This window comes from Pseudomonas helleri (genome assembly GCF_001043025.1).
In the GTDB taxonomy this organism is placed as follows: Bacteria; Pseudomonadota; Gammaproteobacteria; order Pseudomonadales; family Pseudomonadaceae; genus Aquipseudomonas; species Aquipseudomonas helleri.
In genome coordinates, this window is the sequence record NZ_JYLD01000005.1 from 192,845 (window position 1) to 206,387 (window position 13,543).

A 13,543-nucleotide genomic window follows, 5' to 3' on the forward strand; every position below is an offset into this window, starting at 1 on the left:
ATACCGCTCTCTAAGCCAAAGGTTTAGAGTGGTGCCCAGGTTTGGATCGGGCGAGCACGGCGTTATGAATATTCGATTTCTGCAGACCTTCGTTTGGGTCGCACGGCTTGGCAGTTTTCGCCTGACCGCAGAGAAGCTTTCAACCACCCAGGCGGCGGTTTCCAGTCGCATTTCAGTGCTTGAAAACGAGCTTGGGGTGCAGTTGTTTCAGCGTGATTCGCGGGGGGTGAGCCTCACGCGCGAAGGTCAGAAGGTGTTGGGCTATGCCGAACAGATGCTCGCGACCCAGCAGCGTTTGTTGCAATCGCTCGGCCAGACAGACAGCTTCGCCGGGCGCTTGCGCATCGGGGTCATGGACACGGTGATCCACAGTTGGCTCAGCGATCTGATCAGCGCCATAAGCCGCGATTACCCTCAGGTTGAAGTCGAGTTGACGGCGGATACGGCGTTAAATCTCAACGAACAACTGCTCAAGGGGCATCTGGACCTTATTTTTCAAACTGATCTGGTGCGTGCCGACGGGGTGCGCAATGTGCAACTGGCCAGCTACCCGCTGAGCTGGGTCGTGGCCAAGGACAGCCCGCTTGATCGCCGCTATGCAAGCCTTTCAGACCTCAGTCAGGAACGCTTGCTGACCTTTTCGCGGTTATCGCGGCCGCATCAGGACATGCTTAATTTTCTGCATCAGCAAGGCATTGCGACGCCCAAGGTCAGTTGCATCAACTCAGTGGCGGCGATCATCAAACTGGTGGCTGACGGCTTTGGCATAGGCGCGTTACCACCGGTGCTGGTCAGCCGTGAATTGCACAGCCAAGCGATGGTTGGGTTGCCCATGGAGGCGCCACCAGGGTTTGCGGTGTTTGTCAGTTGGCGCGTCGGAGCGGGGCTGGAATTGAACGAAGCGGTGGTCAATTTGTGTCAGCGTGTGGTCGCGGATTATCAGCGCAGCGTGTCGCACGACCATTTTGTATTGCCTGGAAACTGATACGTATTTTTTCGCCATATCTGCATCTGTTATGAGTGCAGATCAAAGCGCACAATTCCCATCAACCTCTCGAGACAGGCAAGAGTGTGAGAGCCAAGCAATACTCACCTTTTTGCCGCCCGATGTGCTGCACCTGTTTTATTACGTAGGTTTGACGGGGAAATGTGATGGGTAAGATGGCGTGGTTTTTAGGCGGTTTTTTAATACTGACCATCGGTATCGGTATTTTGGCGACCATTCCGCCGGGTTGATCAGATGTTTCCACTCAGATGCGGGCATACCTGTGTTGCCCGCTCTGCCAATCACACTTCGACGACGCCCGCAGGTTGAATGCGTTTATTCGATCGTAAAATCGACCGCGTAGTTATAGGGGTAGACGTCTGAGTGCTGTCTTAACCGGGAATTGCAATCTCCTGGGCCGATGACGCTGTGAGTCCAGAAGTAATTAACTCTTGGCGACTGATGAAGATACGACTTTTCATAGGCGTATAAGAAGCTGGTTTCAAACTGCAGTATTTCTTTGCCAATGCTGTAGGCGAACCGGGCTTCAAAAATGGGCTTCTTAACACCGTATTCAATCAATATGTCGCCCTTGAAGTGGGGGGCTGCATGGAACTGGAAAACATTCCTGCTGTGGGCGGAAAACTCAGGAGGGAAGCCTCCCTCTCTGCCGCTGTGGGTACCTTCTATTCTTTTTAGTTCATGCGCTGTGTTGTTGATTACGCGCAGGTTAACTATCAGTGTGTCGCTGAATTTGCTATTCATTTTTGAGATCCTTCTCATTGGGTGAATAGCTGAAGATTAGAGCCTTAACTGAGGTGTTGTCGGTGTCATCGTCTTTTCATTGATGCCGTTAGTTCGTTTTTTAAGGTAAGAATCATCTTGGTTGTTTCTCAGGCAGATGCAGCTTTTTCTAGTACGAGCTTTTAGGCAGCAAGAGTTCTGCGCACAGTCCGCCCCCTTCGCGGTTACTCAGGCCAAGCGAGCCCCCTAAGGCAATTGCCAGTTGCTGGGCTATCGCCAGCCCGAGCCCGGTGCCGCCCGTGTCGCGATTGCGTGAGCTCTCAACCCGGTAGAACGGCTTCAACACTTCGCGCAGTTCTTCAGCTGAAATACCCGGCCCGCGATCAAGCACTTTGATTGATACGTTGCCGTTGGCTTCAGCGCTGACTACCAACTCGGCCGCTCCAGAAAACTTCAAGGCATTGTCCAGCAAGTTGATCAGTACCCGGCGCAGGGCGTGGGGGCGGGTTTCGATGGGGGAGCCATAGCTGCCACTGCTGTTAACCGCCTTGCCCACGTCTTGATAGTCGAACACGATGCTGTCGACAAAGGCATCCAGGTCGAGTTTGCAGTTGGCCTCGGTTGAGCCGTGCACGCTGCGGGCGTAGGCCACACCCTCGCGGACCAGATGTTCCATTTCCCCCAGATCACTCAGCAGTTTGTCGCGCTCGATCGAGTCGTCCATAAACTCGGCGCGCAGTTTCATGCGAGTAATGGGGGTCTGCAAATCGTGGGAAATGGCCGCGAGAATCTGCATGCGCTCTTTGAGATAGTCTGCGATGCGCTGCTGCATGGCATTAAAGGCCACGGCGGCATGGGCGACCTCGGTCGGGCCGCTTTCGTCCAGATGCTGGATGCGGGCATTCGGGTCCAGGCTTTCTACCGCCCGCGACAGCCGGCTGAGCGGGCGTATCGCCAGCCTCACCGCCATCCAGGTGCAGCCCAGCAGCAGCGCCAGTTGCAGCACCAAAACTACCGGTAGCCACAGGGCTACGGGAATGTCGGCGGGGCGCACGTCAATGGTCACGGGGTTGCCGTCAGCCAGTTGTAAAAACACCTGATAGTGCGGGCGCACGCCGGGGATGTCGGCAAAAGTCAGGGCGTAATGTTGGCCCAGCGTGTCTTTGATCGAGGAGGCCGACATGGGCGGGTCTGCAGTGTCCATGGGCACACCGCTGTCACCTTTGGTCAGCAGGTACTGGTAATGCTCCCGATTCAGGCGCGAGAGCCAGGCCTGACGCTCTTCGGCGGGCAGGCGGTCCAGGATGGCAACGGACGTTGAAATGTCGTTTTCCATGTTGTTGAGCATGGTCGAACGGGCGCTCAAATAGCGCTCATAGAACTGCACGCTGAACGACAGACCATTAGCCAGCAGCAGACTTACCAGAAAGATCAGCGACAATTGCGACGCCAGGGTTTTGGGCCAGCGCAGCCATTTCATAGTGATGCACCGAGAATTTTCACGGGCAGTGAGAACACATAGCCTTCACTGCGCACAGTTTTGATACAGGCCGGTTCGCGGGCATCATCGAGCAAGCGTTGACGCAAACGACTGACCAGCAGGTCGATGGAACGATCAAACAAGTCGGCATCACGGCCCTGTGTCAGGTTGAGCAATTGATCGCGGCTGAGGACCCGCTGAGGATGGTCAAGGAACACCCGCAGCAGGCGGTATTCGGCGCCACTGAGCGCGACCATGGTGTCGTCCTCATCCAGTAAATGGCGGGCGCTGGTGTCCAGCCGCCAACGGCCAAAAGCCAACAAGCTGCCACTGTCGGTGACCTGCAAGTTGGGCGGTAACATGCGCGTACGCCTTAAAACGGCGTTGATCCGAGCAAGCAGTTCACGGGCCGCGAAGGGTTTGACCAGGTAGTCGTCGGCGCCCATTTCGAGGCCGATAATGCGGTCGGTTTCGTCACTGCGTGCTGTCAGCATTAATACCGGCGTGGCCTTGTGCTTGCCGGCGCGCAGTTCGCGGCACAGCAACAAGCCATCATCACCGGGCATCATGATGTCCAGCACAATCAAGTCGACAGGTGTGCTTTCCAGAAAGCTGCGCATTTGCCTGCCGTCGGCAACCACGGTGGTGCGCAGACCATTCTTTTTCAGGTAATTGCCCACCAGTTCGCGAATCTCACGATCATCGTCAACGATCAGGATGTGATCGACATGCTCCATGGCTTTAATCTCTCGCGGGTGGTTGGTGAGGCGCATCATAGCCAGAGACCGCGCTCTTGCCTGCAGGCCTTTGTATTTCAGTGTATCTGAGGTTTTACAGATACATCCTGAGGCAAAAATCTTCAGGCCGTTCTCACCCGGCCTTGGTCTGGAATGTATCGCTGTGTATCTGCAGGTCCTCCAGATACGCAAAGAGTCATCGAGGCCGATTTTCGACACATTCGCGATACCTCACGGGCTTTGAATAGGACCCATCGAGATACCAAGCCTCGATGACTCTTAACCAAGACTGTGAGGAACTGATCATGAACATTAAAGCTACCTGTGCTGCCGGTGTGTTTGCCGCGTTAAGCCTGTTTGCCCTGGGTGCCCAGGCTCAAGAAATGCCCGTTGCGCAAAACTACACCTACGGCACGCATCTGGATGTGAAGAAGGTGCTGGCTATCACTGAAGACCCAGGTTACGACTGCCAGGTGGTCAAATCGCACATGACCTACCTAGACTCCAAGGGGCAAACCCAGCAACTCAACTACCTGAAAGTTTCGCAAAACTGCAACGAGGGCGGCTAGTCCATGGCTGGCAAGTTTGCAGGTGTTGGCCGGGCTGCGCGTTGGCTGGCGTTGCTGGGTGCGATGGCCGCGAGTGGAGGAGCGTTCGCGGCCCAAGAAGGCGGTGTGCCGATGCCGGCGTTGTCCGGCGCCGTTGAATGGCTTAACTCTCCGCCGCTGACACGCGAGTCGTTGCGCGGCAAAGTGGTGCTGGTAGATTTCTGGACCTATGGCTGTATTAACTGTCAGCGCAGTCTGCCTTATGTCAACGCATGGGCAAAAAAGTACGCCAAAGAAGGGCTGGTGGTGATTGGCGTGCATACGCCTGAGTATGAAGAAGAGCGAGTGGTCGAAAACGTACGCCAGCAGGTGGAGAAGTTGGGTATTGAATACCCGGTTGCAATCGACAATAACAGCGTAATCTGGCGCGCCTTTGATAACCAGTATTGGCCTGCCCACTATTTTGTTGATGCTAAAGGCCAAGTGCGGGCCACGCATTTTGGCGAAGGTATGTATCAACAGCAGGAACAATTTATTGAGCGTTTACTTGCCGAGAGTCATGAGCAGTGATGGGGCATCTGAATGCTGGGTTTGAACGGCATATGTCAGTTTATTCTGTGATGTAGGTGGGTAAGTTCGACTTGAGTGATAAATGGCGGTTTTATTACGCGCAAAGTGCTTCACTTTTTATTTATCAATAATTAAGAGTGAAGTGTGATGTTGAACCGAGAAATAATGTTGAAGTTATTCCCCAAGAGTGCACGGCACGTTGATAGCTATTTACCGCTGATGCATGGCGTAATTGAACGATGCCAGATTAATACCCCGCAGCGGATAGCCGCTTTTCTGTCCCAAGTGGGGCACGAAAGTACCGGTTTCACGGTACTTGTCGAGAACCTCAATTACAGCGCAGATGGTTTGGCCATGACCTGGGGCACGCGCTTTGCCTTGAAGGACTCTGCGGGTAAATACGTGATGGTCAAGGACGGAAGCCGCTTGCGGCGTATGCCCAATAGCGATGCGCAATTGTTGCATCGCAAGCCTGAGGCTATTGCCAATCGGGTTTACAGTGATCGCTTGGGCAATGGCTCCGAGACGTCGGGGGAGGGCTGGCTCTATCGCGGTCGGGGTTTGATTCAAGTCACCGGCAAGAGCAACTATCGCGCCTGTAGCCTTGCGCTGTTTGCAGATGAGCGCTTGCTCGCGACGCCCCACTTGCTGGAAGACTGGCAATGGGCGGTGGCGAGTGCGGGTTGGTATTGGCAGGCACGCGGTATTAATAAGTGGGCTGATGGCGATGATTTTGCATCGGTCACCAAGGCGGTCAATGGTGGTCTGAATGGGCATGCCGAGCGCTTGGCGGTTTACCGCGAGGCGCTGCATTTATTGGCGGTGCACCCGTGATGCAGCACTTGCTGCTCGACGGATTCAAGGGGCTGTTGAGCTTTCACAGCTGACGCCATGAAACCTCAACAGGCCAAGGGTGGCGCCTTAACTGACGACGCGATAGCAGGGCACGTAAGCGGCGCCGCCTGGCAGCTTCATGCGGTGTTGTTTAACGAAGGCATGCAGCAGTTTGTCCAGCGGCTTCATGATCGTGGCGTCACCGTGAATCTCATACGGGCCGTGCTTTTCGATCAGGTGAATGCCTTTTTCTTTGACGTTGCCGGCCACGATCCCGGAGAAAGCCTGGCGCAGGTTGATGGCCAGTTCATGGGGTGGCAGGCCGCTGCGCAATTGCAGGTTGGCCATGTTGGCATGGGTCGGGTCGAATGGGCGCTGGAACCCTTCATCGATTTTCAGCAACCAGTTGAAGTGAAATGCGTCATTGCGCTCGCGGCGGAACTGCTTCACCTCTTTTAGCCCTGCGGTCATTTGGCGGGCCACTTCAGGCGGGTTGTCGATGATGATCTGGTAGTGCTGTTGTGCCGCCTCGCCCAGGGTGGCGCCGACAAACTCGTGCAGCTGTTGCAGGTAAGGTTCGGCTTCTTTGGGACCCGTCAGAATGACCGGGAAGGGCACGTCCTTGTTGTCCGGGTGCATCAGAATCCCGAGCAGGTACAAAAACTCTTCAGCCGTGCCCGCACCGCCCGGGAAGATGATGATGCCGTGCCCTACACGCACAAACGCTTCGAGGCGTTTTTCGATGTCGGGCAGAATCACCAGTTCGTTAACGATTGGGTTAGGGGCTTCGGCGGCGATGATGCCGGGCTCTGTCAGGCCCAGATAACGCCCCCCCACCAGGCGTTGCTTGGCGTGAGAAATGGTGGCGCCCTTCATCGGGCCTTTCATCACGCCGGGGCCACAGCCGGTGCAGATGTCCAGGCTACGCAAGCCCAGTTCATGGCCGACTTTTTTGGTGTATTTGTACTCTTCGGTGTTGATCGAGTGGCCACCCCAGCACACCACGATCTTGGGGTCTACACCAGGGCGCAGGGTGCGGGCGTTGCGCAGAAAATGGAAGACGTAGTCAGTGATGCCGGCTGAAGAGCTCAGGTCAATGCGTGTACTTTCAAGACCGCTTTCGGTGTAGACAATGTCGCGCAGGGCACTGAACAGCATCTCTCGGGTACTGGCGATCATTTCGCCGTCGACAAAGGCATCGGCCGGTGCATTCAGCAGTTCAAGGCGAACACCACGGTCTTGCTGGTGAATCCGGACTTCGAAATCCTTATAGGCTTCCAGAATGGTTTTGGCGTTGTCGACATGAGCACCGGTGTTGAGGATAGCCAGTACGCATTGGCGGAACAGTGTGTAACTGCTGCCTGAGCCGACTTCGCTCAGTTGTTGCACTTCACGTTGCGAGAGCGTCTCCAGGCTGCCTTTCGGGCTGACCGAAGCATTGATGACTTGTCTTTGAACCATTGTGGGCTTCCTGTGAGCGGGATCAAAAATGGCGTGGCGCAGCTTTATGAGTTCATATCAGCACTTCGCATTGGCCGAGCGAGAGGTCCCAACTCTTACGTCTTTGGATTCATTCGATTAAAGCATAGTGCCTCTGTGCAGGCATGTCGCAGAGCGATCCACCTTACGCGGGTCGCGTTGGCTACAGTAACACCGCGCACGCAGAAGACCAGCTATCGATCGGCTAACTTTAGCCGAGGTCTCTGAGCAATTACGGTGTCTGCAAGGGACGGTCAACGGTAGGGCCAGGGCACGGTTTTAAGCGAGGATTTACAGGCATGGATGCGCAGATCCAGGGTTTCGACTGCCCGGCAGGGGCAGTCGAAACGTCGACACGGCGGTGCCGTTTTTAACGGTCAGGCAGCCGGTTGGGCCTGCACATGATGGGACAGTGCTTCCTGAAGTTTTTTCTCTTGCTCAGGGGACAACGAGGTACGCAGAACCTTGCCCTCGAAGCCTGCTTTTTGCAGTTCTTCCAGCACTCTCTCCGGTTGGTATTTGCGCAATAGCACAAACAGCGCCGAAGAGTTGTTCGGAATGGTTTCGCCCAGATTCTTGATGAACTTGTCGTCGATCCCGTAATCGCTCAACGAGCCAGACAGTGCACCGGCGCCAGCGCCCAGGGCGCCACCAATGGCAAAACCGGCCAGCGGGTTGAGGAACAGCAGGCCAACCAGTGCGCCCCAAAGCCCGCCAGTGACCAGGCCCGAGGTGGCGCCAATAGCGGTCAGGTTGACGCTTTGTTTGACGTGGAGCTTGCCTTCACCGTTACGCGTAACAATGACCGAGTCTTCGAGCTCAACCAGATATTCTTTGCTCAACGACACCAGCTCGGTGAGCGCGCGGTCGGCGGTTTGGGTGTCTGAAAATCCCACTACGATTAGATCGGACATGTCTTTCATTCCTTGACAATACAGGTCCAGCCCAGAGGGGCTGATATTAAAAGGAGTCGCTCAGTCGCCATGATGCAGGGGCATCGTGGCCGCAGTGATTCAGAGAATTTGAGTCTTCTGCGAGGATAGAGCGTGGTCGCAAACCTGGATATGTCAAGTCAGCAGCGCGTCACTGCCAGCAATCACGGGGCATGATTGCGGAAAAAACGGGGATGGTTTCAATCGTGGAGGGCTGGCTAGGCAGCCCTGACACTCACTCCAAGGGCTGATACCTCGGAGAATTAAGACTGGTTGCCTTTGTCCGATGCATTCAGACCTGCCTGGATGCGTTGATAGATTTCTTCGCGGTGTACTGCGACGTCTTTCGGCGCGTTGATGCCGATTCTGACCTGCTGCCCGCTGACTCCTAAAATAGTGATCGTAATATCGTCACCGATGTTTATGCTTTCACCAACTTTACGGGTGAGTATCAGCATTTTTTTCTCCTTGATGGCTTTGTAAGGCACGTCTCTGAGACGGTGCGGCTTCGGTCATGGCTACAGAATACTGCTAAGTGCATATAAATGCGCCGCTCATTACAGACGTCATAGCCAGAGGTAAAATTCCCCGAACGAGGGAAGCTCATGCCTATGAAGCTTAAATAGGGGCGGATTTGATTTGTTCAAGGAGAGCAAAGGCCACTGCCCCAGTGATAAAATCGACCCACTCATACAGATAGGGGAAACGCAGTGCGTAAAGTCATCGTGATGACAGCAATATTGGCCTTGACGGCTTGCGGTCAGGAGTCTAACGATAAAATCGAGCAGGCTAAAGCGGCTTCTCACTCTACGGTGGTCCAGGTGCCTGTTGCTCACTGGGCGCTGGAGCTCACTGAAGGGCAGAGAGCGACGATTACGGATACCACTGGCAGGCTGCTGGATAATGGCTTTGTTCCCTACATTCTCGAAAAAGACGGTGTGCAACATTTCTTGATCGGCCCTTATGCGACCGAGGCTCAAGCCCGGGAAGTGCAAGAACAGATCAAGCTCAAACCCAAGCTCGAAGGCATTGAAACCGACGTGATAGAGCTGCCGCCTTCGCCTTGATCGACTACCTGTCAGCCATGGTTCAAGCGTAGTGCCCAACGGGCACTACGCGAATGTCGCCACCTGTTTTTTTTAAGCGTGCCCGGCGCTACCGCTCCAGGCGAGAGCAGGATTACAGCAATACGATGCCCTGATTACACGCACATTAAGCGCGTGTCGCCGGCAATCTGGACATGCAAGTTGTTCAGCGTTTAGAAAGGTGTGACAAGCCCCAGGGCCGTTGCTTTGATCAACGCAGCGCTACGGCTCGAAACGCCGAACTTAAGACGAATATTGCCGAAATGAAAGTTGACCCCCGACTCCGTGCATTTGAGGATCAGCGCAATCTCCCAGGAGGTTTTGCCCTGAGCCCCCCAAGCGAGCACTTCCTTTTCTTTGGGGGTGAGTTTGATGGCGCTCAGAGCGTTTTCTTTGGTCTGGGCGTCAGGCTGCAGGTATGTTGATTGTCCACTGGTCGCTGATTGAGGCTGATGCATGGCAAGACGCTCCCATAGATCAAAAAACGTAAGTGGGTTGTAGGAAGTTCCTCTCTAATCGAGAGGAAAATCCCGTAGGACTTTTCCTTGCTGTGGGCTTATTTATAAACCGTTCTGCGGTGTTTGGAACCTGTCAAAAATAACAGTCTGAACACATTTCAGAGGGTGGACCGACAGGCGAGCTTGCGCGTTGCTGTGTGCTCTGACTGACCCCTTAATCCAGGCTCAGCCCTTGCGTGCAGCGGGCAGATGGCGCAAGTTTTATCTGGACACATATCGACGAATCGTGACGACAAGGGCCGCACGCAATGAGCAATCACAAGATCGAAATTCGTCGCAGCAATGTCGAAAAAATCCTTCTCGGAGCCGAAAAGGTCTTTGCCGAAAAAGGCTTTGCGGGCACCGCCATGGCGGATATTGCCGCTGAAGTTGAGCTGCCTCGTTCCAACTTGCACTATTACTTCAGTACCAAAACCGAGCTGTATAACGCGGTTTTGCTGGGTTTGCTGGAAGTGTGGAAACAAGATGCGCTGTGTTTTGAAACCTATGATGACCCGCGCCTGGTCCTCAGCAGTTACATTCGCGCCAAGATGACCCACTCGCGTACGCGGCCCTACGGCTCGAAAGTCTGGGCAGACGAAATCATCCATGGCGCGCCCACATTGGGGCTCACGCTGGATGCGAGTCTCTATGATTGGGCAAAAATGAAAGAAGCCAAAATCCGCCAGTGGGTGGCAGACAAACGGATATTGCCGGTAGAGCCCTCCAGCGTGTTGTTCATGATCTGGGCTTCAACCCAGCATTACGCAGACTTCGATCACCAGGTGAATATCATCAACGAGCATCAGCCGTTGAGTGACATCCAGTTCGAACGCGCCATACACAGTGTCACCAGCATCATCCTGCGCGGAATCGGGCTGGAGCCGTGAAGGATTCTTCCCCCGACCGTAGTCGCTGAGGAGCGGAGCGAGGCTGCGATCAAGAGCAAACGATCGCAAGCCAGCCCGCTCCCACAAGGGTGTCAGGAAGCCACGTGGTACGGATTACGCGGATCGTGGTTCCAGTCCAGGAACGGCTTGCCGGTATTTTGCGGCACCATCTCGATACAGTCGTCTACCGGGCAGGTGATCTGGCACAGGTTGCACCCCACGCACTCATCATCAATCACTTCATAGCGATGCGTACCGTCGGCCAGTTTCTGGCTGGAAATGGCCTGGTGCGAGGTGTCTTCGCAGGCGATGTGGCAACGACCACAGCCTATGCATGCCTCTTGATCGATCTTGGCGATGACTTGGTAATTTATATCCAGATATTTCCAGTCGGTGGTATTGCCCACGGCTCGACCCGAAAAGTCCTCCAGGCTCGAATAACCTTGGCTGTCCATCCAGCGCGACAAACCGTCTTTCATTTCGTCAACAATCCGAAACCCGTGGAGCATGGCAGCGGTGCACACTTGCACGGCGCCACAGCCCAGGGCGATAAATTCCGCTGCATCGCGCCAACTGCCAATGCCGCCAATCCCGCAGATCGGCAAGCCTTGGGTCTGAGGGTCGCGGGCAATTTCGGCCACCATGTTCAGCGCGATCGGCTTGACCGCCGAGCCGCAGTAACCTCCGTGAGTGCTCTGGCTGCCCACCACAGGCAGGGCGACCATGCGATCCAGGTCGACACTGGTGATCGAGTTGATGGTGTTGATCAACGACACCGCATCGGCACCGCCGCGATGGGCCGCCCGGGCGCTGAGGCGGATATCGGTGATGTTGGGCGTCAGCTTGACGATCACCGGCAGCGAGCAGTACGTCTTGCACCAGCGCGTGACCATTTCCACGTACTCCGGCACCTGGCCAACGGCCGCGCCCATGCCGCGTTCCGGCATGCCGTGGGGGCATCCAAAGTTCAGCTCGATGCCATCAGCGCCCGTGGCTTCAACCAGCGGCAGGATGTACTTCCAGGCTTGCTCCTCACACGGCACCATCAGTGACACAATCAGTGCGCGGTCCGGCCAGTCCTTTTTGACCTGAGTGATTTCACGCAGGTTGATTTCCAGCGAGCGGTCGGTGATCAGCTCGATATTGTTGATGCCCATGACTTCACGGTTAGGCCCGAAATGCGCGGAGTAGCGTGAAGAGACGTTGACCGCTGCCGGGTCTTCGCCCAGGGTTTTCCAGACCACGCCGCCCCAGCCCGCTTCATAGGCGCGGACCACGTTATAGGCTTTGTCGGTCGGCGGCGCAGAGGCCAGCCAGAAGGGATTGGGGGCTTTGATACCGGCGAAGTTAATCGAGAGATCGGCCATTTACGCAGCCTCCTGAGTGAGCATGAGTTGGGCATGAATGGCTTGCGCGGCCAGCTTGCCGTGTTGCACCGCTTGCACGGTCAGGTCCTGGCCCAGCGAGGTGCAATCGCCACCGGCATACACGCCGGGGATGCTGGTGCGCAGGTGCTCATCCACGGTAATCCGGTCGCCTGTGCGCTGGAGTGAATGGGCCAGTGGGTCGCTCAGGGTGGCTTCGTCAAAGGTTTGGCCGATGGCCTTGAACACCGCATCGGCGGCCAGCTCAAAGGTTTCGCCGGTTTTCTCCAGGCGCCCGTCTGCTAGGCGGGTGCGGGCAAAGCGCATGCCGCGAACCTGGCCCTGATCGTCGAGCAACACCTCATCGGGTTGGGCCCAGGTCATCAGGCGTACCTGATTGGCTTTGGCGATGTCTTGCTCATGGCCGGTTGCGCCCATGTCTTCTTGACCACGGCGATACACCAGGTTCACCTCGCGGGCGCCCAGACGGGCCATTTGCACGGCCATGTCGATGGCGGTATTGCCCGCGCCGAGCACGATGCAGCGTTCGGCCAGTGGCAGTTGGGTCAGGTCGTCGCTTTGACGCAGCTCGCGAATGTAGTCAGTGGCAGCCAATACACCGGGCGCCTCTTCATTGGCCAGACCGAGCTGCCGACTGGCGGCCAGGCCGATGGCCAGAAAGACCGAATCAAATTGCTGGTGCAAGTCGCTCAGGCTCAGGTTGTCGCCCAAACGCTGGCCGTGGCGAACTTCGATGCCACCAATTTGCAAGACAAAATCCACTTCACGTTGAGCGAAATCGTCCACCAGTTTGTATTTGGCGATGCCGTATTCATTGAGCCCGCCGGATTTTTCCCGTGCTTCGAAAATCACCACCTCGTGCCCGTGCATCGCCAGCCGATGGGCGCAGGCCAACCCGGCCGGGCCCGCGCCGACCACGGCAATGCGCTTGCCGGTTGAGGCGGCGCGGGTGAACGGGTACTCGTTGAATTGCGCATGATCAATCGCATAGCGCTGCAACAAGCCGATCAATACCGGCGCACATTCCTGCGCGTTATTGCGCACACACGCTTGCTGGCACAGCACTTCAGTGGGGCACACGCGGGCGCAACTGCCGCCGAGAATGTTGGCCGAGAGGATTTTCTGCGCAGCGCCTTGAACGTTTTCCTGCTGGATATTGCGAATAAACGACGGAATGTCGATGTCGCTAGGGCACGCATTCACACACGGTGCGTCGTAGCAATACAGGCAACGCGAGCTTTCCAGTTCAGCCTGACGGGCGCTGAGCGGTGGCGCCAGATCAGTGAAGTGACTGGCCAGCACCAGCGCATTTTCGTGGGGGTGCGGTAGATGATTCAGGGACTTGATCACAGGAATTGCCTCACGGTTGTGGGAAGC

15 protein-coding genes are annotated in these 13,543 nt (G+C 55.9%); 6 read left to right on the forward strand and 9 right to left on the reverse strand.

Translation table 11 applies throughout. The features are described 5' to 3' along the window. Nucleotides 1–64 precede the first annotated feature (64 nt). Nucleotides 65–985, forward strand: a complete 921-nt coding sequence (locus TU84_RS10225) for a LysR family transcriptional regulator (RefSeq protein ID WP_048368936.1) — start codon at nt 65–67, stop codon at nt 983–985. Nucleotides 986–1,321: 336 nt separating this feature from the next. On the opposite strand, the gene TU84_RS10230 is transcribed toward TU84_RS10225, so the two are convergent. The 3 genes from TU84_RS10230 to TU84_RS10240 form a co-directional block, all read right to left on the reverse strand. Beyond that, entirely contained in the window at nt 1,322–1,750 is a 429-nt protein-coding gene (locus TU84_RS10230; protein WP_048368937.1) for a hypothetical protein, read from the reverse strand. 148 nt (nt 1,751–1,898) lie between these two features. Further along, nucleotides 1,899–3,209, reverse strand: a complete 1,311-nt coding sequence (locus TU84_RS10235) for a sensor histidine kinase (protein WP_082148662.1) — start codon at nt 3,207–3,209, stop codon at nt 1,899–1,901. After that, nucleotides 3,206–3,946 (reverse strand): response regulator, encoded by a 741-nt coding sequence (locus tag TU84_RS10240; protein ID WP_048369095.1) that lies wholly within the window; start codon nt 3,944–3,946, stop codon nt 3,206–3,208. The genes TU84_RS10235 and TU84_RS10240 overlap by 4 nt, the downstream gene beginning before the upstream one ends. 305 nt (nt 3,947–4,251) lie before the next feature. On the opposite strand from TU84_RS10240, the gene TU84_RS10245 reads away from it, so the two are divergent. From TU84_RS10245 to TU84_RS10255, 3 genes are all read left to right on the forward strand, one after another. Further along, on the forward strand, nt 4,252–4,515 hold the full coding sequence (locus tag TU84_RS10245) for a DUF2790 domain-containing protein (protein WP_048368939.1): 264 nt from the start codon (nt 4,252–4,254) through the stop codon (nt 4,513–4,515). A 3-nt stretch (nt 4,516–4,518) separates the two neighbouring features. After that, the gene (locus tag TU84_RS10250) at nt 4,519–5,064 is read left to right on the forward strand and encodes a thioredoxin family protein (RefSeq protein WP_082148663.1); all 546 of its coding nucleotides are present in this window, start codon (nt 4,519–4,521) and stop codon (nt 5,062–5,064) included. Between the two features lie 165 nt (nt 5,065–5,229). After that, nucleotides 5,230–5,898 (forward strand): glycoside hydrolase family 19 protein, encoded by a 669-nt coding sequence (locus tag TU84_RS10255; RefSeq protein ID WP_082148664.1) that lies wholly within the window; start codon nt 5,230–5,232, stop codon nt 5,896–5,898. Between the two features lie 87 nt (nt 5,899–5,985). On the opposite strand, the gene ppnN is transcribed toward TU84_RS10255, so the two are convergent. The 3 genes from ppnN to csrA form a co-directional block, all read right to left on the reverse strand. Continuing rightward, nucleotides 5,986–7,359, reverse strand: coding sequence for a nucleotide 5'-monophosphate nucleosidase PpnN (gene ppnN, locus TU84_RS10260; RefSeq protein ID WP_048368941.1), 1,374 nt, complete (start codon nt 7,357–7,359; stop codon nt 5,986–5,988). Between the two features lie 395 nt (nt 7,360–7,754). Further along, entirely contained in the window at nt 7,755–8,291 is a 537-nt protein-coding gene (locus tag TU84_RS10265; protein ID WP_048368942.1) for a DUF1269 domain-containing protein, read from the reverse strand. Between the two features lie 281 nt (nt 8,292–8,572). Further along, entirely contained in the window at nt 8,573–8,767 is a 195-nt protein-coding gene (csrA, locus tag TU84_RS10270) for a carbon storage regulator CsrA (RefSeq protein ID WP_048368943.1), read from the reverse strand. Between the two features lie 252 nt (nt 8,768–9,019). Here csrA and TU84_RS10275 point away from each other — a divergent pair, with 252 nt between their 5' ends. Then, a complete protein-coding gene (locus TU84_RS10275) occupies nt 9,020–9,376 on the forward strand; it encodes a hypothetical protein (RefSeq protein ID WP_048368944.1) in 357 nt (118 codons plus the stop codon). A gap of 191 nt (nt 9,377–9,567) precedes the next feature. On the opposite strand, the gene TU84_RS10280 is transcribed toward TU84_RS10275, so the two are convergent. Beyond that, a complete protein-coding gene (locus TU84_RS10280; RefSeq protein ID WP_048368945.1) occupies nt 9,568–9,852 on the reverse strand; it encodes a helix-turn-helix transcriptional regulator in 285 nt (94 codons plus the stop codon). Nucleotides 9,853–10,160: 308 nt separating this feature from the next. Here TU84_RS10280 and TU84_RS10285 point away from each other — a divergent pair, with 308 nt between their 5' ends. After that, nucleotides 10,161–10,781 (forward strand): TetR/AcrR family transcriptional regulator, encoded by a 621-nt coding sequence (locus TU84_RS10285; RefSeq protein WP_048368946.1) that lies wholly within the window; start codon nt 10,161–10,163, stop codon nt 10,779–10,781. 92 nt (nt 10,782–10,873) lie between these two features. Here the strand turns inward: TU84_RS10285 and preA are convergent, their stop codons facing one another. Then, nucleotides 10,874–12,148: an NAD-dependent dihydropyrimidine dehydrogenase subunit PreA gene (gene preA / locus TU84_RS10290; protein ID WP_048368947.1), complete on the reverse strand. Its 1,275-nt coding sequence runs from the start codon at nt 12,146–12,148 to the stop codon at nt 10,874–10,876. Further along, on the reverse strand, nt 12,149–13,516 hold the full coding sequence (locus TU84_RS10295) for an NAD(P)-dependent oxidoreductase (RefSeq protein WP_048368948.1): 1,368 nt from the start codon (nt 13,514–13,516) through the stop codon (nt 12,149–12,151). It abuts the gene before it with no gap. Nucleotides 13,517–13,543 lie beyond the last annotated feature (27 nt).